At 67.0% G+C, this 25,222-nt stretch carries 23 protein-coding genes and 1 tRNA gene; 14 read left to right on the top strand and 10 right to left on the bottom strand.

Going from position 1 to position 25,222, the window contains the following annotated elements:
* The first annotated feature begins 8 nt into the window (after positions 1-8).
* The 4 genes from L8F96_RS12520 (at position 9) to L8F96_RS12505 (ending at position 3,579) form a co-directional block, all read left to right on the top strand.
* The gene (locus L8F96_RS12520) at positions 9-767 is read left to right on the top strand and encodes a sulfite exporter TauE/SafE family protein (RefSeq protein ID WP_334656180.1); all 759 of its coding nucleotides are present in this window, start codon (positions 9-11) and stop codon (positions 765-767) included.
* A gap of 80 nt (positions 768-847) precedes the next feature.
* A complete protein-coding gene (locus L8F96_RS12515) occupies positions 848-1,546 on the top strand; it encodes a cytochrome b/b6 domain-containing protein (protein ID WP_241212672.1) in 699 nt (232 codons plus the stop codon).
* A complete protein-coding gene (locus tag L8F96_RS12510; protein WP_136452264.1) occupies positions 1,543-2,298 on the top strand; it encodes a molybdopterin-dependent oxidoreductase in 756 nt (251 codons plus the stop codon). The genes L8F96_RS12515 and L8F96_RS12510 overlap by 4 nt, the downstream gene beginning before the upstream one ends.
* Positions 2,299-2,349: 51 nt before the next feature.
* Positions 2,350-3,579, top strand: coding sequence for a cyclopropane-fatty-acyl-phospholipid synthase family protein (locus L8F96_RS12505; protein WP_334656179.1), 1,230 nt, complete (start codon positions 2,350-2,352; stop codon positions 3,577-3,579).
* A gap of 37 nt (positions 3,580-3,616) precedes the next feature.
* Here L8F96_RS12505 and L8F96_RS12500 read toward each other — a convergent pair whose 3' ends face one another.
* Positions 3,617-4,402: an SDR family NAD(P)-dependent oxidoreductase gene (locus L8F96_RS12500; protein ID WP_334656178.1), complete on the bottom strand. Its 786-nt coding sequence runs from the start codon at positions 4,400-4,402 to the stop codon at positions 3,617-3,619.
* A complete protein-coding gene (locus L8F96_RS12495; RefSeq protein WP_334656238.1) occupies positions 4,399-5,193 on the bottom strand; it encodes an enoyl-CoA hydratase/isomerase family protein in 795 nt (264 codons plus the stop codon). The genes L8F96_RS12500 and L8F96_RS12495 overlap by 4 nt, the downstream gene beginning before the upstream one ends.
* 133 nt (positions 5,194-5,326) lie before the next feature.
* Here L8F96_RS12495 and L8F96_RS12490 point away from each other — a divergent pair, with 133 nt between their 5' ends.
* From L8F96_RS12490 to L8F96_RS12480, 3 genes are all read left to right on the top strand, one after another.
* On the top strand, positions 5,327-6,115 hold the full coding sequence (locus L8F96_RS12490; RefSeq protein ID WP_125946088.1) for an SDR family NAD(P)-dependent oxidoreductase: 789 nt from the start codon (positions 5,327-5,329) through the stop codon (positions 6,113-6,115).
* Positions 6,116-6,188: 73 nt separating this feature from the next.
* Positions 6,189-7,286: an acyl-CoA dehydrogenase family protein gene (locus tag L8F96_RS12485; RefSeq protein ID WP_334656177.1), complete on the top strand. Its 1,098-nt coding sequence runs from the start codon at positions 6,189-6,191 to the stop codon at positions 7,284-7,286.
* 20 nt (positions 7,287-7,306) lie between these two features.
* Positions 7,307-8,506 (top strand): acyl-CoA dehydrogenase family protein, encoded by a 1,200-nt coding sequence (locus L8F96_RS12480; protein ID WP_334656176.1) that lies wholly within the window; start codon positions 7,307-7,309, stop codon positions 8,504-8,506.
* 125 nt (positions 8,507-8,631) lie between these two features.
* Here L8F96_RS12480 and L8F96_RS12475 read toward each other — a convergent pair whose 3' ends face one another.
* The 4 genes from L8F96_RS12475 to L8F96_RS12460 form a co-directional block, all read right to left on the bottom strand.
* A complete protein-coding gene (locus L8F96_RS12475; RefSeq protein ID WP_046411525.1) occupies positions 8,632-8,817 on the bottom strand; it encodes a hypothetical protein in 186 nt (61 codons plus the stop codon).
* A 2-nt stretch (positions 8,818-8,819) separates the two neighbouring features.
* Positions 8,820-9,956 carry a tRNA guanosine(34) transglycosylase Tgt gene (gene tgt / locus L8F96_RS12470; protein WP_145119921.1) on the bottom strand — a complete coding sequence of 379 codons (1,137 nt, stop codon included), beginning with the start codon at positions 9,954-9,956 and terminating at the stop codon, positions 8,820-8,822.
* A complete protein-coding gene (locus L8F96_RS12465) occupies positions 9,953-10,432 on the bottom strand; it encodes an EF-hand domain-containing protein (RefSeq protein ID WP_046411521.1) in 480 nt (159 codons plus the stop codon). Before L8F96_RS12465 ends, tgt begins: the two co-directional genes overlap by 4 nt.
* Before the next feature lie 97 nt (positions 10,433-10,529).
* Positions 10,530-10,603 (bottom strand) — tRNA-Gln (locus L8F96_RS12460).
* 178 nt (positions 10,604-10,781) lie between these two features.
* Between L8F96_RS12460 and L8F96_RS12455 the strand changes: the two genes are divergently transcribed.
* Both L8F96_RS12455 and L8F96_RS12450 read left to right on the top strand, forming a co-directional pair.
* Positions 10,782-11,834 carry a Ppx/GppA phosphatase family protein gene (locus L8F96_RS12455; protein ID WP_417158976.1) on the top strand — a complete coding sequence of 351 codons (1,053 nt, stop codon included), beginning with the start codon at positions 10,782-10,784 and terminating at the stop codon, positions 11,832-11,834.
* Complete coding sequence (locus L8F96_RS12450) at positions 11,831-12,535, top strand: RlmE family RNA methyltransferase (RefSeq protein ID WP_296222877.1); 705 nt, start codon at positions 11,831-11,833, stop codon at positions 12,533-12,535. Before L8F96_RS12455 ends, L8F96_RS12450 begins: the two co-directional genes overlap by 4 nt.
* Positions 12,536-12,623: 88 nt before the next feature.
* Here the strand turns inward: L8F96_RS12450 and L8F96_RS12445 are convergent, their stop codons facing one another.
* The 3 genes from L8F96_RS12445 to rpoZ form a co-directional block, all read right to left on the bottom strand.
* On the bottom strand, positions 12,624-13,667 hold the full coding sequence (locus L8F96_RS12445) for a ferritin-like domain-containing protein (RefSeq protein WP_334656174.1): 1,044 nt from the start codon (positions 13,665-13,667) through the stop codon (positions 12,624-12,626).
* 10 nt (positions 13,668-13,677) lie between these two features.
* Complete coding sequence (locus L8F96_RS12440; protein ID WP_046411516.1) at positions 13,678-14,673, bottom strand: ferritin-like domain-containing protein; 996 nt, start codon at positions 14,671-14,673, stop codon at positions 13,678-13,680.
* A 291-nt stretch (positions 14,674-14,964) separates the two neighbouring features.
* Positions 14,965-15,309, bottom strand: coding sequence for a DNA-directed RNA polymerase subunit omega (gene rpoZ / locus L8F96_RS12435; protein ID WP_046411514.1), 345 nt, complete (start codon positions 15,307-15,309; stop codon positions 14,965-14,967).
* A gap of 119 nt (positions 15,310-15,428) precedes the next feature.
* Between rpoZ and L8F96_RS12430 the strand changes: the two genes are divergently transcribed.
* The 3 genes from L8F96_RS12430 (at position 15,429) to L8F96_RS12420 (ending at position 21,296) form a co-directional block, all read left to right on the top strand.
* Positions 15,429-16,595: a phospholipase D-like domain-containing protein gene (locus L8F96_RS12430; RefSeq protein ID WP_334656236.1), complete on the top strand. Its 1,167-nt coding sequence runs from the start codon at positions 15,429-15,431 to the stop codon at positions 16,593-16,595.
* Positions 16,596-16,765: 170 nt separating this feature from the next.
* Positions 16,766-18,388, top strand: a complete 1,623-nt coding sequence (locus tag L8F96_RS12425) for a hypothetical protein (protein WP_125944858.1) — start codon at positions 16,766-16,768, stop codon at positions 18,386-18,388.
* Positions 18,389-18,482: 94 nt separating this feature from the next.
* Positions 18,483-21,296 carry a TonB-dependent receptor domain-containing protein gene (locus L8F96_RS12420; RefSeq protein WP_125944857.1) on the top strand — a complete coding sequence of 938 codons (2,814 nt, stop codon included), beginning with the start codon at positions 18,483-18,485 and terminating at the stop codon, positions 21,294-21,296.
* A 45-nt stretch (positions 21,297-21,341) separates the two neighbouring features.
* On the opposite strand, the gene L8F96_RS12415 is transcribed toward L8F96_RS12420, so the two are convergent.
* Positions 21,342-22,004: a prolyl hydroxylase family protein gene (locus L8F96_RS12415; protein ID WP_136452278.1), complete on the bottom strand. Its 663-nt coding sequence runs from the start codon at positions 22,002-22,004 to the stop codon at positions 21,342-21,344.
* A gap of 129 nt (positions 22,005-22,133) precedes the next feature.
* On the opposite strand from L8F96_RS12415, the gene L8F96_RS12410 reads away from it, so the two are divergent.
* Positions 22,134-22,967 carry a type II secretion system protein N gene (locus tag L8F96_RS12410; RefSeq protein ID WP_296218894.1) on the top strand — a complete coding sequence of 278 codons (834 nt, stop codon included), beginning with the start codon at positions 22,134-22,136 and terminating at the stop codon, positions 22,965-22,967.
* The gene (gspD, locus tag L8F96_RS12405; RefSeq protein WP_046411504.1) at positions 22,964-25,171 is read left to right on the top strand and encodes a type II secretion system secretin GspD; all 2,208 of its coding nucleotides are present in this window, start codon (positions 22,964-22,966) and stop codon (positions 25,169-25,171) included. Before L8F96_RS12410 ends, gspD begins: the two co-directional genes overlap by 4 nt.
* Positions 25,172-25,222: the final 51 nt, after the last annotated feature.

Raw genomic sequence — 25,222 nt, 5'->3', positions numbered from 1 at the left:
AGCCGCGCGTGCCTGATCTTGCTATTATTGCCCTTGTCACCGGTGCCGGATTCCTTGGCGGCGCCATGAATGCGCTCGCCGGCGGCGGATCGTTCGCGACCATGCCGGCGCTGCTTGCCATCGGGCTGCCGGCGAACATCGCCAATTCGACCTCCAATTTTGCTGTCCTGCCGGGCGCGGCGATGAGCAGCTGGTCGTTCCGGCATGAGCGCACGCCGCTGGGCGGCGTCGACCTGCGCGTGCTTGGCTGGGTGACGTTCGTCGCGGGGCTGGTCGGCAGCATGTTGCTGGTGCTGACGCCGGCGACCACGTTCGACGTGATCGTGCCGTGGCTGGTGCTTTACGCCTTTGTCGTGCTGGCGATCGGCAAGCGCGCGTCCGTGTGGCTCGCGCAGCGAGTGACAATTGGCGGGCGCACGCTGATCGCGGCGCAGGCGCTGCTGGGCATTTATGGCGGCTATTTCGGCGGCGGCGTCGGGCTGATGATGACAGCGACCTATGGCCTGCTCGCCGGGATGGACCCGCGGGCCATGTTCGCGCCGCGCACGCTGATGCTGGCGGTGGCCAATGCCGCGGCGGCGATCGTTTTTGTCGCGGCTGGGATGATCCACTGGGGATCCGCGGTGCCGATGCTGGTCGGGGCGCTGGTCGGCGGCTGGGCTGGGGCGGTGATCGGCAAGATGCTGCCCGGGGCGGTGATCCGGTGGTGGACGCTGCTGCTGTCGGGCGCGACGACGATCGTTTTTTTCTGGCGCGCCTACGGCTGATTTCGGCGGCGGCGCGGCCGCCTTCCGGCGACAATCGGCCACGGATGGACGCCGCGCGGAATGATGGTAGCCTGCGGCCGATGCGCGCCGTTTTCCGCCACCGTCTCGCCACCCGATTGTGGCATTGGATCAATGCGGTTGCGATTTTCGTGCTGATCGGATCGGGGCTGGGCATCTCCAACGCGCATCCGCGATTGTACTGGGGGCGCTATGGCGCGAACTTCGATGCGGCGTGGCTGGAGCTGCCGCGCTTTCCCGCCTGGCTGACGATCCCGGCGAACTACAATCTGGCGCTGTCGCGGCGCTGGCATCTGTTCTTTGCGCTGGTGCTGGGCTTTGGCCTGCTGGCCTATATGATCGTCAGCCTGCTGAACCGGCATTTCGCCCGGGACCTGCGGGTGCGGCGGCGCGACTTGTCGCCGCACAACCTGGCCGCGGACGTGCGCGAGCATCTGGCGCTGCGTTTCCATGATCCGGCCGATCCGACCGCGTACAATATCTTCCAGAAGCTGTCGTACGTGACGGTCGTGTTCGTGCTGTTGCCGCTGGTGATTTTTAGCGGGATTGCGCTGTCGCCGATGATGAACGCCGGCTTCCCCTGGATGCTCGACCTGTTCGGCGGGCGGCAATCGGCGCGGTCGATCCATTTCCTGTGCATGGTGGGGCTGAGCGTGTTCATCGTCGGCCATCTGGCGCTGGTGATCCTTGCCGGGCCGGTCAACGAGGTGCGCGCGATGATCACCGGCTGGTGGCGGGTGCCCGAGGAGCCGCGGCCATGATCGTCGGACGACGCGACCTGATCGCCGGCGGCGTGGCAGGGGGCGCGACGCTGCTCGCCGGGTGTGACAGGGTGATCGAGCATCCCGCCGCGCGCCGCATCCTGTTCATGGGCGAGGACATGCAGCGCGGGCTGCAACGCGCGCTGGTCGACCGCAACGCATTGGCGCCCGAATTCACGCCCGAGCAAAGATCGCCCTTCTTCCGGCCCAACGGCACACGTGACCCGGGAACGCCCGAATATGATGCGCTGCGCGAGGGCCGGTTCGCCGAGTGGCGGTTGCAGGTCGATGGGCTGGTGGCACGGCCGCTGTCGCTGGCGCTGACCGACCTTGCCGCCTTTCCGCAGCGCGCGCAGATCACGCGGCACGATTGCGTCGAGGGGTGGAGCGCGATCGCCAAATGGCAGGGGCCGAAGCTGGGCGATGTGCTGAAGGCGGCGGGGATGCGCGACGGCGCGCGCTACATCGTGTTCACCTGCGCCGACATGTATGGCGGGGCGCCTTATTATGAGTCGATCGATCTGGTGGACGCGTTTCACCCGCAGACGATCCTGGCCTGGGCGCTGAACGACCGCTTCCTGCCGGTGATGAACGGGGCGCCGTGCCGCCTCAGGGTCGAGCGGCAACTGGGCTACAAGCACGCCAAATATCTGATGCGTGCCACCGCGGTCGCCAGCCTGGCCGGGATCGGCAAGGGCAGGGGCGGCTATTGGGAGGATAATGTCGACTATGACTGGTATGCCGGGATCTGACGGGTAGGTACGTACTGGTAACGATCGGACGAGGCGGCTAGCAGGTGGCCCATGGCGCTGATCGATCTGTTTCTCTCGCGCGCGGTGACACGCGGTACCCTGACCCTCCATCGTCCCGATGTCGCGACCAAGACCTTCGGCACGTCCGAAGCCGGCTTCCCCGATGTGGTGATCCGCTTCGCCGACAAGAATGTCGGCCGCTCGATCGTGTCCGACCCCGGGCTGGGCGCGGCGGAGGCGTTCATGGATGGCCGGCTGGTGATCGAGCAGGGCGACATTCGCGCGCTGGTCGAGCTGCTGACCTCCAACGATCCGTGGGAGGACGGGCGGTCGGCGCTGGCGGCGAGCCCGCTGCGCCGCGCCGTCGCGGCGGCGGCGCATCGCTTCGGCCGGATCAACATGGAGCGCGCGTCCAAGCGCAACGTGGCGCATCATTACGACCTGTCGGATCGCCTCTACGACCTCTTCCTCGACGCCGACCGGCAGTACAGCTGTGCCTATTTCACCGACCCGGCGAACAGCCTGGAGCAGGCGCAGGCCGACAAGAAGGCGCATATCGCCGCCAAGCTGGCGCTGAAGCCGGGGATGCGCGTGCTCGACATCGGCTGCGGCTGGGGCGGGATGGCGCTGTACCTGCACCAGAAGACCGGCGCCGAGGTGCTGGGGGTGACGCTGTCCGAGGAACAGCTGAAGGTCGCGCGCCGCCGCGCCGAGGAAGCGGGCGTCGCCGACAAGGTGCGGTTCGAGCTGATCGATTATCGCCACGTGACCGGGCAGTTCGACCGGATCGTGTCGGTCGGCATGTTCGAGCATGTCGGCGTGAAACATTATCGCGCCTTCTTCGGGAAGTGCCGCGAGCTGCTGACCGAGGATGGCGTGATGCTGATGCACACGATCGGGCGGCTGGGCGGCCCGGGCGTGACCGACCAGTTTACGCTGAAATACATCTTCCCCGGCGGCTACAACCCGGCGCTGAGCGAGATCGTTCGCGGTTACGAGGGGATGCGGCTGTTCCCGACCGATATCGAGGTGCTGCGCGTCCATTATTCCTGGACGCTGGACCATTGGTACGATCGCACGGTGGCGGCGAAGGACGAGATCGTCGCGCTGTATGACGAGAAGTTCTTCCGCATGTGGACCTTCTACCTCGCCGGGGCAGCGGCGGCGTTCCGGCATGGCGGCCTGTGCAATTACCAGGTGCAGCTGACACGCGGGCGATTCTCCGTGCCGGTGACGCGCGACTATATCCATGAGGAAGAGCGGCGCCTGCGCGCCGAATGACGGCCATGCCGGGCGGGGCCCGGCATGGCGTGTCCGATCAGCCGCCGCCGTGGAGGTTGATCTTCTGCCCGTTGGCATATTCGCCATCGGCCGAGACGAAATAGGCGACCGCCGCGGCGACATCCGCCGGGGTGGAGACGCGGCCGAAGGGCGATTGCGCGGCGAGATCGTGGATGTCCGCGACGCCGCGGGTCGCCTTCGCCAGCCGTTCGCCCATGTCAGTGACGGTGAGGCCCGGGGCGACGATGTTGGTGCGGATGTTGTTGCCGCGCTCCTCCTTCGACAGCACCAGCGCGAGCGCCTCGGCCGCGGCCTTGCCCATCGAATAGGGCGCGCCGTTGGGGGCGTGGTAGAGCGTCGCGACGCTGGAGATCATGATGATGTCGCCGCGACCCTTCTCCTTGGCGCGTTCGCGCATCGAGGGGAGGACCAGCTTCGACATGTAGTGCGGCGCGAAGCAGTGCGTGCGCATGACGCGTTCGAACTCGGCCGGGTCGGTATCGGCGACGCTCTGGCCGCGGCTGGCGATGCCGGCGTTGTTGACGAGAATGTCGATGCCGCCAAAGTCGGCGACGACCGCGTCGACCAGCTTTTCGCAATCCTCGAACCGGTCGACCGAGCCGGCATAAGCCTTGGCGCGGCGGCCGAGGCCCTCGATCTCGCGCACGACTTCCTCGGCGGCCTCGGCATCGCGGCGGTAGTTCACTGCGACGTCGGCGCCGTCCCGCGCCAGTCGGAGCGCGATCTCGCGCCCGATGCCGCGGCCCCCGCCGGTTACCAGTGCGACGCGTCCGTCCAATCCCCTCTCGCTCTTGGCACTCATGCAGCCTGCTCCTTCTTCTTGGTATAATCCGGGCGGCGCTTCTCGAAGAACGCCTTGATCCCTTCGCCGAAATCGGGGGAGGTCGCGCACAGGATCTGGTTGCGGTCCTCCATCGCCACCGCCGCTTCGAGGCTGGGCGCGTCGATCGACATGCGCAGGCATTCCTTGGTGAGGCGAAGGCCCATCGGCGAGGTGGTGAGCATCTGTTCGATCAGCGGCGCGGCCGCTTCCTCCATCTGATCATCGGGCACGACGCGGCTGACGAGGCCGGTGGCAAGCGCGCGATCGGCGGTGATGAAATTGCCGGTGAGCATGAACTCGGCCGCCACGCTCGCGCCGACCAGGCGGGGGAGGAAGTAGCTGACGCCGATGTCGCAGGCGGAAAGGCCGATGCGGATGAAGGCGGCGTTCATGCGGACGGATTCGCCGGCAATGCGGATGTCCGACGCGAGCGCCATGGCGAAGCCGCCGCCGCACGCGGGGCCGTGGACGAGGCTGATGATCGGTTGCGGGCAATAGCGCATCTTCATCACGATCTCGGCGATCGAGCGCTGGTGCGCGAGGCGGCCGATCGTGTCGAATTCGGAACGGCCGCCCTCCTGCAGATCGAGGCCGGCGCAATAGGCGCGGCCGGCGCCCTTCAGCACGACGACGCGGCAGTCGCGATCCTTGTGGAGCGCGCCGAAATAATGGTTCAGTTCCTCGACATGGCGATCGTTGAGCGCGTTCAGGACGTGCGGGCGGTTCATCGTCACCCAGTCGACTTCGTCCCGGCGCTCGACCGAGATCATCTTATATTCCACGATGCCTCTCCCACTCATGCTTGTTGCGATGCTTGTTGACGGCGCACTCTACATAACTAAAGTTATCCTGCAATCGCGGACGGCCAATGGGGCCGCCGCCAGGAGTTTAGGGGAGAGGGGCGTGAAGCTCGGACCGGATATTGCTGCCGTCATCACCGGGGGGGCCTCGGGACTGGGGCTGGCCACCGCCAAGGCGCTGCGCGCGCAGGGCGTGAAGGTCGCGCTGTTCGACAAGAATGCCGAGATCGGCCCGGGCGTCGCGGAGGAGATCGGCGCGGTGTTCTGCGAAGTCGATGTGATGGACCAGGCATCGGTGGACGCCGGCTTTGCCAAGGCGCGCGCGGCGAACGGCCAGGAGCGTGCGCTGGTGAATTGCGCCGGCGGCGGCTTCGGTGGGCCGAACAAGACGGTGGCGCGGTCGAAGGAGGACGGATCGATCGTGCCTTATCCGATCGAGAATTTCCAGAAGACGCTGGAATTGAACCTGGTCGGATCGTTCCGCTGCATCGTCGGATCGGTGGCCGGGATGATGACGCTGGACCCGACCGAGGACGGGGATCGCGGGGCGATCGTCAACACCGCCAGCGTCGCGGGCGAGGAAGGACAGATCGGGCAGGTGGCCTATGCCTCCGCCAAGGCGGGCGTGATCGGCATGACGCTGAACGTTGCGCGCGACCTGTCGGCCGAGGGTATCCGCTGCAACACGATCCTGCCGGGCATTTTCGACACGCCGCTGCTGGCGCGCGCGAAGCCGCAGGTGAAGGCGGCGCTGTCGGCGATGGTGCCGTTCCCCAAACGGCTGGGCATGGCGGAAGAATATGCCGCGTTGGCGGTCGAGATGCTGCGCAACGGCTATTTCAACGGTGAGGACGTGCGGCTGGACGGCGCGATCCGGATGCAGCCGAAGTAACCAACAGGATGGCAGCTTCCCGTTCGTGCTGGGCATGGCCGAAGCACGAACGGCGCGGGCGGGGAGAGTTTAGATGAACTTCGATTATTCCGACGACCAGAAGATGCTGAAGGACGAGGCGCGCAAGTTCCTCGCCGCGAAGTGCGACGGCAAGGTGGTGCGCGGCGTGCTCGACCATGACGACCGCGCCTATGACGAGGCGCTGTGGAAGGGCGTCGCGGAGCAGGGGTGGCTGGGCGCGGCGATCCCCGAGGAGTTCGGCGGGCTTGGCCTTGGCCATGTCGAGCTGTGCGCGCTGGCCGAGGAGCTGGGCCGTGCGTGCGCGCCGATCCCGTTCGCCTCCACGGTGTATTTCGTCGCCGAGGCGCTGATGAAGTTCGGCTCGCAGGAGCAGAAGGCCAAGTGGCTGCCGAAGATCGCCGCTGGCGAGGTGATCGGCGCCTTTGCGACGGCCGAGGGCAAGGGGCCGGTGACGGCGCGGTCGATCAAGACCAGCGTGTCGGGCGGCAAGCTGACCGGCGAGAAGATCCCGGTGACCGATGGCGATGTCGCTGACCTGATTGTGGTGCTGGCGAAGGACGGGCTGTACCTGGTCGAGAAGGGCGAGGGCGTGTCGGCCGAGGTGCTGACGACGCTGGACCCGACGCGGTCGGCCGCGAAGCTCACCTTTTCGGGCGCCCCGGCCGAGCGGCTGGGAGATCAGGATGGCATCGCGGCGATGCAGGCGGTGTTCGACCGCGCGGCGATCCTGCTGGCGTTCGAGCAGGTCGGGGGCGCGGACAAGTGCCTGGAGATGGCTAAGGCCTATGCGCTCGATCGTCAGGCGTTCGGGCGCGTGATCGGCGGCTATCAGGCGATCAAGCACAAGCTGGCCGACATCTATGTGAAGAACGAGATCGCGCGGTCGAACGCTTATTATGGCGCCTGGGCGCTCAATACCGATGCGGGCGAGCTGCCGCTGGCGGCGGCGACCGCGCGCGTTGCGGCGAGCGAGGCGTTCTGGTTCGCGTCCAAGGAGAATATCCAGACGCATGGCGGCATCGGCTTCACCTGGGAAGCGGACCCGCAGCTTTATTACCGTCGCTCGCGGCAGCTCAGCCTCGTGGCGGGTGCGCCCGCGACGTGGCGCGAGCGGCTGGTGAGCCAGCTTGAAATGAAGAACGCCGCCTGAGCGCGTGAGAGGATAGCGAGATGGACTTCAACGATTCCCCGGAAGAAGCCGAGTATCGCGCCAAGGCGCGCGCCTGGCTGGAAAAGAACGTCGCCGAGCACAAGGCGATGAATCACGCCGACGACATGGCGGCGGGCAAGGCGTGGCAGCGGCGCAAGGCCGAGGCCGGCTATGCGCAGATCACCTGGCCCAAGGAATGGGGCGGGGCCGGCGGCACGCCGATCCAGTCGGTGATCTTTGGCCAGGAAGAGGCCAAGTTCCCCGTTCAGTACGGCTATTTCACCATCGGCCTTGGCATGTGCGTGCCCACCGTGATGGCGTTCGCGGATGCCAACACCAAGAAGCGCTTCGTCGGCCCGGCGCTGCGCGGCGAGGAGATCTGGTCGCAGCTGTTCTCTGAGCCCGCCGGTGGCTCCGACGTGGCGGCGATCCGTACCCGCGCGGTGCGGGATGGCGACGATTGGGTGGTGAACGGTCAGAAGGTGTGGACGTCCGGCGCGCATTATTCCGACTATGGCATCGTCCTGGTCCGTACCAACCCGGACGTGCCCAAGCACAAGGGCCTGACGATGTTCTGGCTCGACCTGAAATCGCCGGGTGTCGAGATCCGGCCGATCCACCAGATGTCGGGCGGCTCGAACTTCAACGAGGTGTATTTCACCGACGTGCGCATCCCCGACGCGCAGCGGCTGGGTGCGGTGGACGACGGCTGGAAGGTCGCGCTGGTCACGCTGATGAACGAGCGGCTCGCGGTCGGCGGGGCGAGCGGAGCGAGCCCGAAGGAGATACTGGCGCTGGCCAAGGATCTGGACGCGGCGGACGGCCCGCTGATCAAGGACAGCGCGTTCCGCCAGCGGCTGGCCGACTGGTACGTCCAGTCCGAGGGGCTCAAGAACACCCGGATGCGCACGATGACCGCGCTGAGCCGCGGGCAGACGCCGGGGCCGGAAAGCTCGATCGGCAAGATCATCGCCGCCAACGTGCTTCAGGACCTGGGCAATGCCGCGGTCGAGGCGGAGGATCAGTATGGGATCATCAACGATCCCGCGCTGCTGCCGCTGAAGGGGCTATTCCAAGGCGCGGTGATGAACGCGCCGGGCCTGCGCATCGCGGGCGGCACCGACGAGATCCTGAAGAACATCATCGCCGAGCGGGTGCTTGGCCTGCCGGGCGAGATCCGGACGGACAAGGATGCCGCGTTCAAGGATCTGGCGGGCTGAGGGGAAGCGGCGATCGGATCCGCGTGCCGCGGGGATGATCGCCGCTCGACCGCGGCCCCGTTGCGGCGCCGCAAACAGAAGCGAGGGCGTGTCGCCGGAACCACCCGCGCACGCCCTTGTTCGCGTCAGTCCTTCTTGCGGGTGAAGAGGACGGCGGCCGCGATGGCGGCGGAGCCGATGCCAACGCCAAGCCCGATCTTGCCCAGATCCCAGCCACGCTTCTGACGCGCGGCCTTGGCATCCTTGGCCGCGGTTTCATGCTGCTTGGCGGCAGCGGCGGCGGCGAGAATTTCGTTGGGTTCGTCAGACACGCTTACTCTCCTTTGCCGCGCTGGTACCGCGACCGGAACGCATCGGCAAAGGCTTTGAGCCTCTGTTCGGCGATCGCAGAGCGCAGGTCGGCCATCAGCGTTTCGTAGAAGAAGATATTGTGTTCGGTCATCAGCATGGCGCCGAGGATCTCGCCCGCGCGGACCAGATGATGGAGATAGGCGCGGCTCCAGGTGGCGCAGGTCGGGCAGCCGCATTCGGGATCAAGCGGACCCTGATCCTCGTTGAAACGCGCGTTGCGGATGTTGATCGGACCCGAGCGGGTGAACGCCTGGCCCGTGCGGCCCGAGCGGGTCGGCAGCACGCAATCGAACATGTCGATGCCGCGCTCCACCGCGCCGACGATATCGTCAGGCTTCCCGACGCCCATCAGGTAGCGCGGGCGATCGGGGGGTAGCTGACCCGGCGCGAAATCGAGGCAGGCGAACATCGCCTCCTGCCCCTCGCCGACCGCGAGGCCGCCGATCGCATAGCCGTCGAAGCCGATGTCGATCAGCGCGTCGGCGGAGGTGCGGCGAAGCCCCTCGTCCAGCGCGCCCTGCTGGATGCCGAAGATCGCGTTCTGCGCGGCGTGATCGCTGCCGCTGTCGAAGGCGTCGCGGCTGCGGCGTGCCCAGCGCATCGAGCGTTCCATTGCCGCGGCCTGCACCTCGCGCGTCGACGTGGTCGGCACCAGTTCGTCGAACGCCATGACGATGTTCGAGCCGAGCAGCCGCTGGATCTCGATCGAGCGTTCCGGGCTGAGCAGGTGGCGGGTACCGTCGAGGTGCGATTTGAAGGTGATGCCTTCTTCCGACCTTTTGGTGAGATCGGACAGGCTCATCACCTGATAGCCACCCGAATCGGTCAGGATCGGCTTGTTCCAGCCCATGAAGCGGTGAAGCCCGCCGAGCCGCGCGACCCGCTCCGCGCCTGGGCGCAGCATGAGATGATAGGTGTTGCCCAGGATGATGTCCGCGCCCGCCGCCTCGACATCGGCCGGCTTCATCGCCTTCACCGTGGCGGCGGTGCCGACCGGCATGAAGGCGGGGGTGCGGATGGTGCCGCGGTGCATCGCGATGCTGCCGGTGCGGGCAGCACCGTCAGTGGCGGCGATGGTGAAGGCAAAACGATCGGTCATCGGCGGGAGCGCTTCTTCTTCTTGCCGTCGGGCGGCAGATCGGGGGTTGAGCGCGTGGCGTTGGCGCGGATGGTGAGCAGTTCGGCGCGAGTCACGACCGCGTCGCGATCGCGATCGAAACGCGCGAAATAGCCGGCCAGCGTTGCCTGAAGCTCATCCAGCGTGATCCGGTTGTCGGCGTTGCGATCAGTCTCGAACGGGCTGGGCAGGGCATTGCGATCGCCCAGATACCGCTCCGCCCAATCGGCAAAGGCGATATAGCCAAGCGAGCCGGTGCGACCGGTGTCCATCGCCTCGAAGGTGCGGCGAACGCCGGCCTCAAGCTCCGCCTTGGTAACGCGGGCGTCGCCATCGGTGTCGAAGGTCGCGATCAGCATGCCGACCGGTTCCACCACCATGGTTGCGGGTGGCTGAGGCGGCAGGCCGGGCGTGGGCGTGGCAACCGCTGCCTGGAGCAGCAAGGACAGGATCAGCATGGGCAACCCGCGCGCTATTCAGGAAAACAGGGGGCGCCGTGGTGGCTTGCCAGCAGGAACGTCAGCGGCCTTTGGTGCGCCGGCGAAGATAGAAAGGTGGATGCCCGACAAGGATTCGAACCTTGATTGACGGAGTCAGAGTCCGCTCTCTTACCATTAGAGGATCGGGCAACAGCCGCGTCGCAGCGATGAAGCAGCGACAGGAGGGCGCCTCTAATCCCGCTGTTTCGCAAGGTCAAGCACCTGATTGCGTGCGCGGGTTGCAGTGGGGGGCGGTGCACGCTAGCTTCGCTGCCAAGCACCGGGCGGGCCAACCCGCGACGGAAGAACAAAAGAAAGACGACGGCACGTGGCGCATCATCACGCCGACCTGCCGTACCGGCGCGATCATCGCCGCGCCCGTTCGGCACTGGAGGGTCACCAATCGGCCCCTTTTCGCCAGCATTTCGCGCGCCATTATGCCGCGCTGGATCTCGGCACCAACAATTGCAGGCTGTTGATTGCGCGGCCGCAGGGCGATGGTTTCGCGGTGGTGGACGCCTTTTCGCGAATCGTTCGGCTGGGCGAGGGGCTGGCGACCAGCGGCCGGCTGTCCGATGCGGCGATCGAGCGGACGATCGGCGCGCTTCGGATCTGCGCCGACAAGCTGAAACGGCGCAACGTCACGCTGGCGCGATCGGTTGCGACCGAGGCGTGCCGGCGCGCCATTAACGGACCCGCGTTCATCGAGCGCGCTTATGGGGAAACGGGCATTCATCTCGACGTGATATCGGCAGAGGAAGAGGCGCGGCTGGCCGTGCTGGGCTGCCATGTGCTGCTGGAACCGGGTAACGCCCCGGCGCTGGTGTTCGACATTGGCGGCGGATCGACCGAACTGGTGCTGATCGACACATCGACCACGGTGCCGACGGTGATCGACTGGCATTCGGCGCCCTGGGGCGTCGTGTCGCTGACCGAGAGCGCTGGCGGCGGCGACGGTGATGGCGCGGCGGGCCTGGCGAGCGCCTATGAGCGGATGTGCAACCTGGTGCGCGAGAGCTTTGCGCCCTTTGCCGCGCGGCTACCGAAGGTCGAGGGGCCACGGCGGCTGCTGGGTACGTCGGGGACGGTGACGACGCTGGCCAGCGTCCATCTGGGGCTGGACCGTTATGACCGTGCGCAGGTCGATGGCCTGATCGCGCCGGCGGCGTCGATGCGTGCGATCAGCCAGCGGCTGGCGCATCTGCCGATCGCCGAACGCGCGAAGCTGCCGTGCATCGGCCGCGAACGCGCCGATCTGGTCGTCGCAGGGTGCGCCATCCTGGAAACGATCCTGGACCTGTGGCCGGCCGAGCGGCTGGGCGTGGCCGATCGCGGCATCCGCGAGGGCATCCTTCGCCGCCTGATGGCGACTGCAGCATGAGGGGTGGGGGCGGACTTCGCACGCGCGTGAAGACGGCGCGCGGACGCACGGCGCAATCGACGCGCTGGCTGGAGCGGCAGCTGAACGACCCGTACGTCAAGCGCGCCAAGGCGGAAGGGTATCGCAGCCGGGCCGCGTACAAGCTGATCGAGCTGGACGAGCGTTTCGGCTTCCTGCGCGGCGGCAAGCGGATCGTCGACCTTGGCATGGCGCCGGGCGGGTGGAGCCAGGTGGTGCGGCGCAAGCTGCCGGGGGCGGCGGTGGTCGGGATCGACCTGTTGCCGGTCGATCCGCTGGACGGCGTGACGATTCTGCAGATGGACTTCATGGCCGATGAGGCGCCCGACCGGCTGATCGCCGAACTGGGCGGTGCACCCGACATCGTGCTGTCCGACATGGCGGCGAACACCGTCGGCCATCCGCAGACCGATGCGCTGCGCACGATGGCGCTGGTCGAGGCGGCGAGCGACTTTGCGATCAGCGTGCTGAAGCCGGGCGGGACGTTCGTCGCCAAGGTTTTCGCCGGGGGTGCGGATTCGACGCTGGTTGCGCTGCTGAAGAAGAATTTTGCCACGGTGAAACACGCCAAGCCGCCGTCGAGCCGCAAGGGATCGGTGGAGTGGTTCGTCGTGGCGCAGGGCTTCAAGGGCCGGCGCGGCGACATGGCTGAGCGGGACGAGGGCAACGCCGATCAGGATTGATCGGCCGCGGAACCGGCAGGCTCCATAACAAATGCGGCCGCATCACGGGGGAGGTGATGCGGCCGCCGCTGGCTAAGGCTGACGAGGCTTACGGGCCGCCGCTGTCACGGATTGTCCCGTTCACACCCGAGGGGAAGAAGCCGCCGCCCTGCGTAGCCGCCGGGTTGAGATAGACGACGTTCAGCACTTGCCGCCCGGTTCGCCCGAGGACGAGGCCGCCCGGATCGGTCGGGACCAGATTGGCGACCGCTGCATTGCCGATGTCCTGATCGAGATCGAACGAGCCATCGAGCGCGTCGCGCCCGGCGGAGATCCGCGCGACGGCATCGTAGATGGCGGGTACGGTCAGCCCGCGCCGCCACAGTTCCGCCCGGATCACCCCGTCATGGTCCCATTCGGTGGCGAGGATGCCGGCCGATGCCTCCAGGAAGGTCTTGTTGGTGATGAGCCGCGCCGCGCCGCGATAGGCGCTGACCCCGACGTCGGTGAGGAGATACGACCCGATCAGGAAGTTCTCGTCATTGGCGAAGGGATCGAAGATGGCGTTGGGCCCGACCACGCCCGCCGCCCGGGCCGCCGCGGTGAAGGCGCCAACCGGCGTTGCATTGCCCACCGTTACCGTTGCGCTGCCCGACAGGTTGATGACCGGTTGCGCCGTCGCTGCGCTGCCCAGGGCGCCGCGCAGCAAGGTAATATGGCCGATCTCGTCAAAGGCGATTTCGCGCGCATATTGCTGAACCACTGGATCGGTGAAGGACACCTGGCGTGCCGCGCCTGGACCCGTCCCTGTCACGACATTGCCCTGTGCGCCCGTGCCGGTCTGCAGCGCGGCGGGGATGCCCTGTCCGGAGACCGCATAGGAATAATAATTGCCCTCCAGATATTCGAGCTGCAGCGCGAAGTTCAGGACGTCCTGATCGGTCAAGGCCGGCGGGGTAGGAGAGGGGCCGGCCCCGGGCGGGGGCGGGGGTGGGAAGGGGCCATCGTCATCGTCGTCATCGCACGCCGCCAGCAGTGACAGGCCGCCGGTCATCGCTGCTGCTCCGCCGCACAGGCGGATGAAGTTGCGCCGCGCCTGCCGCTGGGCCTCGGCACGCTCCATGAGGTCGAGGAATTCCATCTTGTCGCTCATCGCCGCCTCCTCAGTTCGCGCCCGAGCGGCGCAGCGCCGGGTTCGGATTGTTGGTCCCGTTGGGGAAGAAGCCGCCCGATGTCGCCGCATTGGGCGTCAGGTACGCGATGTTGTGCACCTGTTCGGCGTTGCGGCTGAAGACGATCCCGTTGCTGTCGGTGGGGACGAAATTGGCGGTGAGGCCGAATTGCGTCTGCACCGGCGAGACACCGGAATCGTCATTGGCGACACGCTGGGGCGGTCCGGGCGAATTGACGTTGCCGTCGACCTGATTGCGCAGCGCGGAAATCTTGTCGGTGTCGGTCCACAAGGCGGGGATTTCCACCCCGCGGCGATAAAGCGCGCCGCGGATGATCCCGGCATGGAAGCCCTCCGCCGCGAGGATGCCGGCCGCCCCGTCGATATTGTCGATATCGCTGAGCAGCGGCGCCGCACCCTTGTAGGCTGTGACGCCGACATCCTCGAAAATATAGGCGGCGAGCAGGAAGTTATCGTCGCTGGCATAGGGATCGAACACCCCGCCGCTGGCCGACAGGTCGATCCCCGCCAACGTAGCGGCGGTGGTGAAGATCTGCGGCGACAGATCAATCGCCGGCTGGGCAACGACGGCGGAGCCCAGCACGCGCCGCAGCGTGGTGACATGCGCCAGTTCGTCCGAGGCGATTTCCCGCGCATATTGGATCACCACCGGATCCTGCAGGTTGGCCTTGCGCGCGCCGGTGGCGGCGCCCTGCGTCTGCGTTCCGGTCAGCAGATTGGGTGGAATGCCGGTGCCGATCGCGGCGAAGCTGTAGAATTGCGCCTCGAGATATTCGAGGTTGAGCGCGAAATTGAGGAGATCGGTATCGCTGGGCGCGGTGGATTGGGCCGCTGCACGCCCGGCGAGCCCGGCGGCGCCCAGACCGACCGCACCCGCGGCTGCCAGCTTGAAGAAGTCACGCCGCCCGGCGCCCCGCCGCGCCGCGCGTTCCTCGCGCATCAAGGTGAGTTGCTCGCTTTCAGCCATGGGTCTCTCCTTCCCGACATGCGCGATTCTGGCGGCCTGCTTCGTGCGCCACGCGCCGGAAGAGCTACAATCATCGAAGAAGGAAGGAGCCGCGATAGGGGAATAGACCTATCCGCCGTCGCGTAAGTCGCTGAATCCTCAAGCAGCTACTGGCGGACCTCGGCGACAGGAGGCCACGCCATCAACTCTGCGGGCAGCGAACGAGGACAACAAAAAAGCCGCGACGGATGCCGCGGCTTTTTTGGTTTTCAACGCTGGTGCGGCCGATCGCTGCGCCGGCCGACGCGGGCGTCAGCCGTCGTAGTCGGCGCCCAGGTTCTGGTTGCGCGGCGGGGCAGCGGCGGTGAGGCGGAGCGCCTCTGCCGATGCGGCCAGCGAGCCGACGGCATCCGCCTCTTCCTCGTCGTCGATCTGGACGCGCTGCAGGCTCTGCACCACGGCTTCCTTCAGATCCTTGGGCTTGACCGTCTGTTCGGCGATCTCGCGCAGCGCGACCACCGGGTTCTTGTCCCGATCGCGATCGATCGTCAGCTCGGCGCCACCGGACACCTGCCGCGCGCGCTGTGCTGCGAGCAGAACCAGATCGAACCGGTTCGGGATCTTGTCGACGCAATCCTCGACCGTGACGCGCGCCATAGACGCTTCCTTCGCTTAACTATCGCTGGATGAAGGGCGGCGATCTAGGGGAGGGGCTTGGGGAAGTCAAGAAAAGCGCGTCCTTGCCGCTGCGGGCCCGGGCGGCCAAGGCAGGGCGGATGAACCATGCAGCGCCCTTCACCGTAGACGGAAACCGATTGCGCCTGCTGGTCGAGGGTCCGGAGCGGCTCGACGCGCTGATCGACCTGGTCGCGGGGGCCACGCGATCGCTGCGCATTCTTTATTATATCTACGCCGATGATCAGGCGGGGGAGCGGGTGAATGCGGCGCTGATCGCGGCGGCGCGCCGCGGTGTCGACGTGAACCTGATCGTCGACGGATTCGGCAGCGACGAGGCCGCCGACCGGCGCTTCTTCGATCCGCTGGACGAGGCGGGGGTCCATGTCTGCCGCTTCGTACCGCGGCTGGGCCGACGCTACCTGCTGCGCAACCACCAGAAGCTGGCGCTGGCCGATGCGGAGGAAGCCAATCCGCGCATCATCATCGGCGGGTTCAACATCGAGGACGATTATTTCGGCACCACCGGCGACCAGGCGTGGCGCGATCTTGGCCTGTTGATGGAGGGGCCGGCGGCAGCGCGGATCGCCGGCTATTTCGATGCGCTGCGGGCGTGGGTGCGGTCCGATGACGGCAAGCTGCGCCACGTGAACCGTGCGTTGTCGCAGTGGAGCGAACATGCCGGGCCGGTGCGCTGGCTGATCGGCGGACCGACGCGGCGCCTGTCGCCTTGGGCCCGCGCGATCCGGCGCGACATGAGCAAGGCACGCAGGATCGACATCATCGCGGCCTATTTCACGCCGAGCCCCAATCTGCTGCGGCGGATCGACAGGGCCGGGCGGCTGGGACAGCAAGTTCGTGTCGTTACGGCGCGCAAGTCCGACAACAATGCCACCATTGCCGCTGCACGCTTCACCTATCGCGGGCTGTTGCGGCGGGGCATCCGGGTGTTCGAATATCTGCCGACCAAGCTGCACACCAAATTGTACGCGATCGACGATGCGGTTCACATCGGCAGCGCCAATTTCGACATGCGCAGCCTGTTCATCAACCTCGAGCTGATGCTGCGGATCGATGACCCGGCGTTCGCCGCCCATGTCCGGCAATATATTGATGGCGAGATCGCCCAGTCGGAGGAGATCACGCTCGACCGCTACATGGCGGCGACCGGCCTGTGGCAGCGGGCGAAGCAGTTCATCGCCTATCTGCTGGTCGGTGTCGCGGACCCGCTCGTCTCGCGCAGCCTGAACTTCGGCATCGACGAATAAAGCCGGCCGTGCGCTGTCACGGATCCGAAACAGTATCGTCACGCATCCGACCCTGAACCTCCACGCGGCTGTCACGCGCCGCGCCTAGCGGCGCTGGGGAGGGCGGCGGGCAATCAGCTCGACTCGCTTCCGGTCCAGGGGACGGACCGTCTGTTCAACGGGAGTGAGACATGCTGAGCTTCAGCCGCCGCAATCAGTTTCTTGCCGGTACCGCCTGCCTTTTGCTGGCCGCTTGTGGCGGCGCTGACGGCGTCGCTTCGCCGGGCGCGGGCAACATCGACGTGATCGTCACGCCGGCCCCGACCCCGACCCCCGCGCCGACCGGCACGCCGAACCCCGGCCCGATCACCGCGGCGCAGTTCGCCCTTGCGACGACGCAGAGCGGCGTCACCATCACCGCCGAAGAGCAGCTCGCCATCGTCAACGCGGGCGCGAACAACAACGTCAACGGCTTCGCGGGGCTGAACGGTGTCTATCCGGTCAGCGCGACCTCGCTGACCCCGGCGACGAACCCGGCCACGATCAACCCGTTCTTCACCGCGACGAACTTTGTCGGCGCGCTGAATGGCCCGAACGACACGTCGTTCCAGGGCTGGACCTGCAATTCGACCTCGGCAAATTTCGGTGGCACCACCGCTGCCTGCACCGCGGTGCCGAACATCGGCACCCTGGCGGCGGGCACGGCCTGCCCGACTGGCACGATCGATGACAATGTGACCGTCGGCGGCTTCAAGGCATGCCGCCTGCCGCAGACGATCACCACCAGCCTGACGCTGCCGAAGATCCCGGGGGTCTTCTACCGCTTCCGCGGGCAGACCGAAGTGGGCACCGATGTCGGCTCCACCGGCGCCGCCTCGGGCGTGGTGCTGACGATCGCGCCGGGCGTGGTGCTGGCGGCGGATTCGAGCGAGAGCTCCAACGACCTGATCCTCGTCAACCGCGGCGCGCAGATCAACGCGGTCGGCACCGCCGAAGCGCCGATCATCTTCACCGCGCAGCAGAACCTGACCAACAACGGCGTGTCGGAAGCCTCGCAGGGCTTCTGGGGTGGCCTCGTCATCCTGGGCCAGGCACCGACCGCGGTGTGCGCCACGGGCACCGGCCCGAACAATGCAGGTGGCACCAGCACCAGCTGCCAGAACCCGATCGAGGGCGTCACCGGCCGCTTCTATGGCGGGCCGAACCAGACGAGCAATTCGGGCACGCTGCGCTATGTCCAGATCCGCTACACCGGCATCGCGATCAGCGAGGGCAACGAGCTGCAGGGGCTGACGCTGGGCGGCACGGGCAGCGGCACGACGATCGACCACGTGCAGAGCCACAATTCGGCCGATGACGGGATCGAGATCTTCGGCGGCACGACCAACCTCAAATATTTTGCGGTGACCGGGTCGGACGACGACGCGTTCGACGTGGACAACGGCTGGCGCGGGTTCATGCAGTTCATCATTGCCGCGCAGAAGCCGTCGGGCACGACCGCCGATTCCTTCGCGACCGAAATCGATTCGAACGGTTCGGAAGACCTGCTGCCGCGCACCTACGGCCGCTACGCCAACTTCACCTTCATCCAGACCACGCCGTCGGCGCCGGCCGCGATCCGCCTGCGTGGCGGTGCGGACTTCGCCTTCATCAACGGCGTGGTGAAATCCGCCGCCGGGCAGGCGTGCATCAACATCGTCGCCGGTGCGGGCGAGGGCGCGAACCGGACCACGATCCGGCCGGCGAATGCCGAGCTGCAGGATGTCGGCCCGCCGACCTTCAACTCGGTCTATTTTCAGTGCCAGGGCCGCTGAGCCCCCTTCGGCATCCATGACCAAGGCGGGCCCCGGCGAGCGTTTCGACGCGGCCGCGGGCCCGCCCATTGCCATCTGACCGGAAGGCCCGACCATGCTGCGCCAGCGCACCGCCTATTCCACCTTGCTTCTTCTCACGACCACGCTGGTCGCGCCGGCTGCCCTGGCCCAGGTCGCGCCCTCCACGAGCACGCCCGCCGGGCCGCCGGCCACCAGCACCATGTCGACCGGCATCGATCCTGCCCGGCCGCAGGCCGAAACCACCGCTCAGCCTGACGCCGAACAGGGCGTCCCGGAGGTCTCCGCGCCGGGGATCGACGCCTCCTCCGGCGGTGACATCGTGGTGGTGGGGCGCAACATCCCCAATACGGTGCGCTCGACGGCGCAGGTCATCAGCGTCCTGTCGAGCGCCGACATCGCGCGGACGGGTGAGGGCGACATCGCCGGCGCGCTGACTCGAGTCACCGGCCTGTCGGTGGTCGGCAACGGCTATGTCTTCGTACGCGGCCTGGGCGATCGCTATTCCTCGGCGCTGCTCAACGGATCGCCGCTGCCCAGCCCCGAGCCGCTGCGCCGCACCGTGCCGCTGGACATCTTCCCGACGACCATCGTCGGGTCGGCGCTGGTCCAGAAGACCTATTCGGTGAACTATCCGGGTGAGTTCGGCGGCGGCGTCATCAACCTGACGACCAAGGCGATCCCGGACGAGAATTTCGTCACCATCGGCGCGTCGGGCGGGATCGATACCCAGACCACCGGCAAGCTCGGCTATACCTATTACGGGTCCAAGACCGACTGGCTGGGCTATGACAATGGCGAGCGCAAGGTACCGGATTTCATCCGCAACGGGGCGCAGGGCAGCGGCATCATCCCGACCGAGCAGGTGGCGCAACTGTCCAATGCGCGCACCACGCTGCTCCAGCGCAACGGCGACATTCCGGCGAACTGGTCGGCCGACATCAACGTCGGCCTGACGGGCGATCTGGGAGCGGGGCGCGTCGGCATGATCGCGACCGGCAGCGTCTCCAACACCTGGCGCACCCGCGCCACGCTGCAGCAGGACACGATCAGCGAAGACGGCACGCTGCGCAACGATTTCAACACCGTCATCACCGACATGCGCGCGGTGGTGAACGGGATGCTCGGCCTCGGCTATGAGTTTGACGAGAACCGCATCCGCTGGACTAATGTCTATATCCACGACACGCTGAAGCAGGGGCGTGCCTCGGCGGCGACAGTGTACAACAATTCGTCGGGCAACCCGCTGTTCCAGCAGAACACCAACTGGTTCGAGCGCCAGTTGATCGAGACCCAGCTGGTGGGTGAGTTCAAGCCGGTCGAGGATCTGTCGCTCGACGTGCGCGGCGCTTATGCCAATTCGAAGCGCAATTCGCCGTACGAGCGGCAGTTCGTCTATAATTGCAACACCAGCTACAATGTGACCGGCGCTAATTCGGTCGGCGGGTCGGAGCTGCAATGCCCCGGCGTGTGGGAGGCGAGCAACTCGTTCGGCCGCTTTGCCACGGTCGTGTTCAGCGAGCTGAACGAGGATCTGTATTCGGGGCAGGCGGACGTCGCCTACAAGCTGCCGGGCGACCGGCCGTTCACGCTGTCGGCGGGCTATTATTACTCGCAGAACGAGCGGACCTCGACGCGCCTGCCCTACACTTACCAGACGGTCGCCGGCGGGGCGATCCCGTTCCCGTGCAACCTGTACCGCCCCGATTACCTGCTGTCGCCCGAGGTGCTGAACGGCTGCCCGGTGGCGACCACGGGGACGCCGGCGAGCAATGCGGTGCAGCTGCGGTTCGATGCGGGCCTGAACGGATCGACCCGCTATGATGCGAGCCTGCTGATCCATGCCGGCTATGTGCAGGCCGAGGCGGAGGCGATCGATGGAGTGCGCGCGATCATCGGCGTACGCTACGAAACCGCCAAGCAGACGGTGACACCGCTGGCGGCGCCGTCCACGCGGCTCAACAACGACTATTTCCTGCCGGCGGCGACGCTGACGTGGAATTTCGCGGCCGACATGCAGCTGCGGCTTGCGGCGGCAAAGACGATCGCGCGTCCGCAGTTCCGCGAGCTGGCGCCGCAGGCGTTCCGCGACTTCGAATCGGATCGCCTGTTCTTCGGCAACCCGTTGCTGCGCGACTCGGAGCTCTACAATCTGGAAGCGCGCTACGAATGGTTCTTCGACCGTGACCAGCGTCTGACCGCAGCGGGCTTCTACAAGAGGATCGACAATCCGATCGAGCAGGTCGGCTTCTATCCGACGCCGGATGCACGGTTGCAGACCGGCTTCACCTATCTGCCCAAGGCGACATTGTGGGGCGGCGAGATCGAGGCGCAGAAGTATTTCCCGCTCGATTTCATCTCGGAGAGCCTGGGCGGCAAGCGCGCGGTCCTCATTGCCAACTACACCTACACCCAGTCCAAGATCACGGCGAATTCCGAATGCGTGCCGAGCGTGCTGGGTGTGTCGCTTGGCGGATGCCCGGGTGGCTTCGCGCCGGCGAACCTCCAGTTCCGTGACGGCGCGCCGCTGACGGGGCAGTCCGACCATCTCGTCAACCTGCAGCTGGGCTATGAGGACAAGGACAATGAAACGCAGCTGACGCTGCTGTTCAACTACGCCAGCGACCGCGTGACCAACCGCGGGCCGTCGCTGCTGGGCGGCGTCGGGTTCCAGCCCGACATCATCGAGCGGCCGGGCATCCGGGTCGATTTCGTGGCGCGCCAGACGGTCGACTTCCTTGGCACGCGTGTCGAGATCAAGGGCGAGGCGCGCAATCTGTCGGGCACGAAATATCAGGAATATCAGACGTTCGAGGGTGGGCGCCGGGTATACATCAACCGGTTCGAGCAGGGCCGGCTGTTCACGCTGGGCGCCAGCGTCACCTTCTGATCGGCCGGATGAGACGGCTCTGCGCGCCCGGTGCGGCGCGCAGGGTCAGCCCCACGGGCGCTCGCGAAACCATTTGGTGATGACGTATTTGACGCCGGCGCGCACCTTCATCCCGTGGTGAATGGTGGCGGGGTTGGGCGTGCCGTCGTCGCGGCGGTTGTTCCAGGCGACGAGCTTGCCCGGTTCGGGCTGGATCGTCTTGTCGAGCGCCTTGAAACGGGTCGCGCCGCCGGCCTCGGGCGCGTTCAGATAGACCATCACCGTCCAGGTGCGGTTCCCGGCGACCGCGCAGTAACGATGAAAGTCGATCCCGCCCGGCTCAAAATAGTCCGTGTGCGCCTTGAACTCCTGCCCGATCGCATAGCGCTGGCCCTGCAGCGGTTCGCCATAGGCGGGGTCGATCCCGGTCAGCTCGGCAATCGCCTGCTCCACGCGGTGAACCACCGGATGGGCCGCGGCAAGATCGCAGGTCTCGCTGGTGCGATATGCCGAATCGCCATTGGCGTCGGAGACGGTGGAGGGGCGGCGATCGGCCTCGATCAGCGCGATCAGCGCCGCGCAGGTCTCGGCATCCAGAAAGTCGCGTAGCAGGAACAGGCTGGCGCGCGGGGTAGGTACACGCTGCACCCCCGGGACAGCGGTGAGCCGTGCGGCGACGGTGCCATCATGGTCGCCGACGAGCCGGGGGTCGGGAGCAATATTCCGCATCGCCGCAGGGTGTGCCAGCCGATCGCGAGAGGGGCCAGTGCGGAATTATTACACTTGGCTGCAATCGCGCTGTAACATCACGGACATAGCGGCGGCCGGGCGGCGGCCGGGGCGGGGATTGGCAAGCACATGCGATTGAGTTTCGACGCTCGTGCGCGAGCGCTTCTGCGGCGGATCCCCGTGGTGAATGTGTATTCGCTGGCGGAACTGGCGCTGCTGGCGGCGCTGGCGGTGCAGGGCGCGCGGCTGGTGTGGACGGTGGTGACGCCGGTGACCCCGCTGGGTGAATGGCGGCCGGCGGGGCCGACATTGCCGATCGCGCCCGGCGAGGTGCTGCGCGGTTTCGATCCGTTCTACCGCATCAGCGGGGCGGCGAGCAGCGGTCCTGCCGTGGTGACATCGTTGCAGCTGAAGCTGTTCGGCACCCGCATCGACGAAGCGACCGGACGCGGCTCGGCCATTCTGGCGGGCCCCGACGGGGTGCAGCAAAGCGTCGCGGTCGGCGAGGAGATCATCCCCGGCGTGGTGCTGCGCGCGGTGGCATTCGACCATGTCACGCTGGAACGCGGCGGCGCGCGCGAGGATCTGTTCCTCGATCAGTCTGACGGCGCAGCGGCTGCCGCTGTCCCGGCGCCGGTGCCCGGCGTGCCGCAGCCGGCCGCCGCACCGACGACGGCAGGGATCACGGTCCAGCAGTTCCAGAACGAGATCGGCTTCGTGCCACGCGTCGAAGGCGGCCGGATGAACGGACTGGTAGTCCGGCCGGCGGGATCGGGCGCGGCCTTTCGGGCGGCCGGCCTGCGCGACGGCGATATCGTGACCGAGATTGGCGGGCGGGCGGTGCAGGGACCGGGTGACATCGAGCGGCTGTCCGCGCAATTTGCCGGTGGGGGCACGATCGGCCTGACGGTGGAACGAGGGGGGCAGACGGTGGCGTTGAGCGTTCAGGTGACCGGACAATGAAGCACTGGATCCTGGCATCGGCGCTCGCGCCGGTGCTCGCCGCAGCCGTGCTTGCCGCGCCGGTGCAGGCGCAGACCACGCTCAACGTGCGCGACGCTGACATTCGCGCGTTCATCGCCGATGCCGCCAAGGTCACGGGGCGTACCTTCATCATTGACAGCCGGGTGCAGGGCAAGGTGACCGTCGTCACTGACCGGCCGCTGAGCCGATCGGAATATTTCGAGGTGTTCCTGTCCACGCTGCGCGCCAACGGGCTGGTGACGGTGCCGACCGCCAATGGCGCGCTGCGCGTCCAGCCGATCGAGAATGCCGCCGCCAATCCGGGGCGGATCGGCAGCGCGGGCGCGGCGCGCAACCAGTTCGTGACGGAGATCGTGCGGCTTCGTTCGGTCGATGCGCAATCCGCGGTGGACACGGTGCGGCCACTGGTGTCGGCGCAGGGATCGGTCAGCGCCAATCGCGCCGGCAGTTCGATCGTCATTGCCGATTTCGCCGACAATGTGCGCCGCGTGCGTGAAGTGCTGCGGCGGATCGATACCGACAACAATTCGACGCGGGTGATCGCGCTGCGCAATGCCGGCGCGCGCGATATCGCGACGGCGCTGCAGGGCCTGATCGGGACGCCCGCGCAGGGGCAGACGGCGACGGCGAGTGTGGTCGCGGTTGAGGGCGCCAACTCGGTCGCGCTGCGCGGTGACCCGACCACCGTCGCCCGGCTGGCGCAGGTCGCCGCGGATCTCGACCAGAAGGCAAAGAGCGGGACCGAGATCCGGGTCGTGTTCCTCGAACATGCCGATGCCGGGCAATTGCTGCCCGTCCTGCAGCAACTTGTCGGGCAAACGCCCGATACGATCCCGCAGAATCAGCTGAGCCAGTCGAATTTCGGCGCCTCTACCAATGGCGGAAACGCCGGCGGGCAACCCACGGTGAACACCGGCGGGCAAACGCAGAGCCAGGCGGCGCCGGGGGGCGGGGCTAGCGGCACGCCGGCGGTGCAGGCGCAGGGCGGCCGCGCGCCGGCGGTGGTGACTCGCTTCGTCGGCGCCAATGCGATCGTGATCGCGGCGCCGGCCGATATCCAGCGCCAGTTGAGCGAGGTGGTCCGCCAGCTCGACACGCGCCGCGAACAGGTGCTGGTCGAGGCGATCGTTGCCGAAGTGTCCGATCAGACGGCCAGCCGGCTCGGCTTTCAGTTCCTGCTCGGCAGCCTGTCGGGTGGGGCGTTCGGGGCGACGAGCTTCTCCAACACCGCGCCCAGCCTGTTGACCATCGCCGGCGCGGTCGCTGCGCGCGAGATCGGCGGGACGACCACCACCGTTGTCGGCGCGGATGGGTCGCGCACCACGACGAGCACGCCCAATCCCGCCGCCGACGCGCTGGCGCAGCAGGCGCTGAATTCGGTGCTGGGCGCGAGCGGCGCCTTTGGCGGTTATGGCGGCACGCTGGGCGGCGACACGGTGTTCGGTGCGATCATCAATGCGGTGAAATCCGACACCACATCGAACCTGCTGCAAGCGCCGAGCCTCATCACGCTGGACAATCAGGAAGCGCGCATCCTGGTCGGTCAGGAAATCCCGATCACAACGGGTGAGGCGCTGAGCCAGAATTTCGACAATGCGTTCCGCACGGTGCAGCGCGAGAATGTCGGCATCCAGCTGGAGGTGCGGCCGCAGGTGAACTCCAGCGGCTCGATCAAGCTGTTTCTGCACCAGCAGGTCAGTTCGATCGCCGGCCCGGTCAGCAACGACAATTCGGACCTGATCCTCAACAAGCGCGAGGTGGAGACCACGCTGACCGTCGACGACGGACAGATCGCGATCATCGGCGGCTTGCTGAGCGACGACGAGCGGCGCACATTGGAAAAGCTGCCGCTGCTGGGTGACATTCCGGTGCTGGGAAATCTGTTCCGATCAAAGGGCAAGCAGCGCACGAAGACGAACCTGATGGTCTTCATCCGCCCCACGATCCTGCGCACGCCGGAGGACAACCGCCGGGTGACCGAGCAGCGCTACGGCTATCTGCGGTTGCAGCAGGGGCTGCATGATCCCGCGCGCGAGCCGTCGATCGACGAACTGGTGCGCGATTACATGGGGGCGGCGGCGCCGATCCCCTCCGCGCCGGTGCCGGGCAATATCGAGGATCCGAGGATCCAGGTGCCCGTGCAGCGCAATTCCGCCGTCACCATCAAGCGGCGCGACAGATGATCCGCACCGGGCACGACCTGTCTGTCGACGCGGAGGGGGCTGGTGTCGCCG

This window comes from Sphingomonas panaciterrae (genome assembly GCF_036890205.1).
Classification (GTDB): Bacteria; Pseudomonadota; Alphaproteobacteria; order Sphingomonadales; family Sphingomonadaceae; genus Sphingomonas; species Sphingomonas panaciterrae.
This window is presented reverse-complemented; position numbering and strand designations above follow the sequence as displayed.

Coding starts and splice junctions, on each gene's coding strand:
- L8F96_RS12515 (WP_241212672.1), top strand. CDS start 848: ATGCGCGCCGTTTTCCGCCACCGTCTCGCCACCCGATTGTGGCATTGG.
- L8F96_RS12510 (WP_136452264.1), top strand. CDS start 1,543: ATGATCGTCGGACGACGCGACCTGATCGCCGGCGGCGTGGCAGGGGGC.
- L8F96_RS12505 (WP_334656179.1), top strand. CDS start 2,350: ATGGCGCTGATCGATCTGTTTCTCTCGCGCGCGGTGACACGCGGTACC.
- L8F96_RS12500 (WP_334656178.1), bottom strand. CDS start 4,402: ATGAGTGCCAAGAGCGAGAGGGGATTGGACGGACGCGTCGCACTGGTA.
- L8F96_RS12495 (WP_334656238.1), bottom strand. CDS start 5,193: ATGATCTCGGTCGAGCGCCGGGACGAAGTCGACTGGGTGACGATGAAC.
- L8F96_RS12485 (WP_334656177.1), top strand. CDS start 6,189: ATGAACTTCGATTATTCCGACGACCAGAAGATGCTGAAGGACGAGGCG.
- L8F96_RS12480 (WP_334656176.1), top strand. CDS start 7,307: ATGGACTTCAACGATTCCCCGGAAGAAGCCGAGTATCGCGCCAAGGCG.
- tgt (WP_145119921.1), bottom strand. CDS start 9,956: ATGACCGATCGTTTTGCCTTCACCATCGCCGCCACTGACGGTGCTGCC.
- L8F96_RS12465 (WP_046411521.1), bottom strand. CDS start 10,432: ATGCTGATCCTGTCCTTGCTGCTCCAGGCAGCGGTTGCCACGCCCACG.
- L8F96_RS12450 (WP_296222877.1), top strand. CDS start 11,831: ATGAGGGGTGGGGGCGGACTTCGCACGCGCGTGAAGACGGCGCGCGGA.
- L8F96_RS12445 (WP_334656174.1), bottom strand. CDS start 13,667: ATGAGCGACAAGATGGAATTCCTCGACCTCATGGAGCGTGCCGAGGCC.
- L8F96_RS12440 (WP_046411516.1), bottom strand. CDS start 14,673: ATGGCTGAAAGCGAGCAACTCACCTTGATGCGCGAGGAACGCGCGGCG.
- rpoZ (WP_046411514.1), bottom strand. CDS start 15,309: ATGGCGCGCGTCACGGTCGAGGATTGCGTCGACAAGATCCCGAACCGG.
- L8F96_RS12430 (WP_334656236.1), top strand. CDS start 15,429: ATGAACCATGCAGCGCCCTTCACCGTAGACGGAAACCGATTGCGCCTG.
- L8F96_RS12425 (WP_125944858.1), top strand. CDS start 16,766: ATGCTGAGCTTCAGCCGCCGCAATCAGTTTCTTGCCGGTACCGCCTGC.
- L8F96_RS12420 (WP_125944857.1), top strand. CDS start 18,483: ATGCTGCGCCAGCGCACCGCCTATTCCACCTTGCTTCTTCTCACGACC.
- L8F96_RS12415 (WP_136452278.1), bottom strand. CDS start 22,004: ATGCGGAATATTGCTCCCGACCCCCGGCTCGTCGGCGACCATGATGGC.
- L8F96_RS12410 (WP_296218894.1), top strand. CDS start 22,134: ATGCGATTGAGTTTCGACGCTCGTGCGCGAGCGCTTCTGCGGCGGATC.
- gspD (WP_046411504.1), top strand. CDS start 22,964: ATGAAGCACTGGATCCTGGCATCGGCGCTCGCGCCGGTGCTCGCCGCA.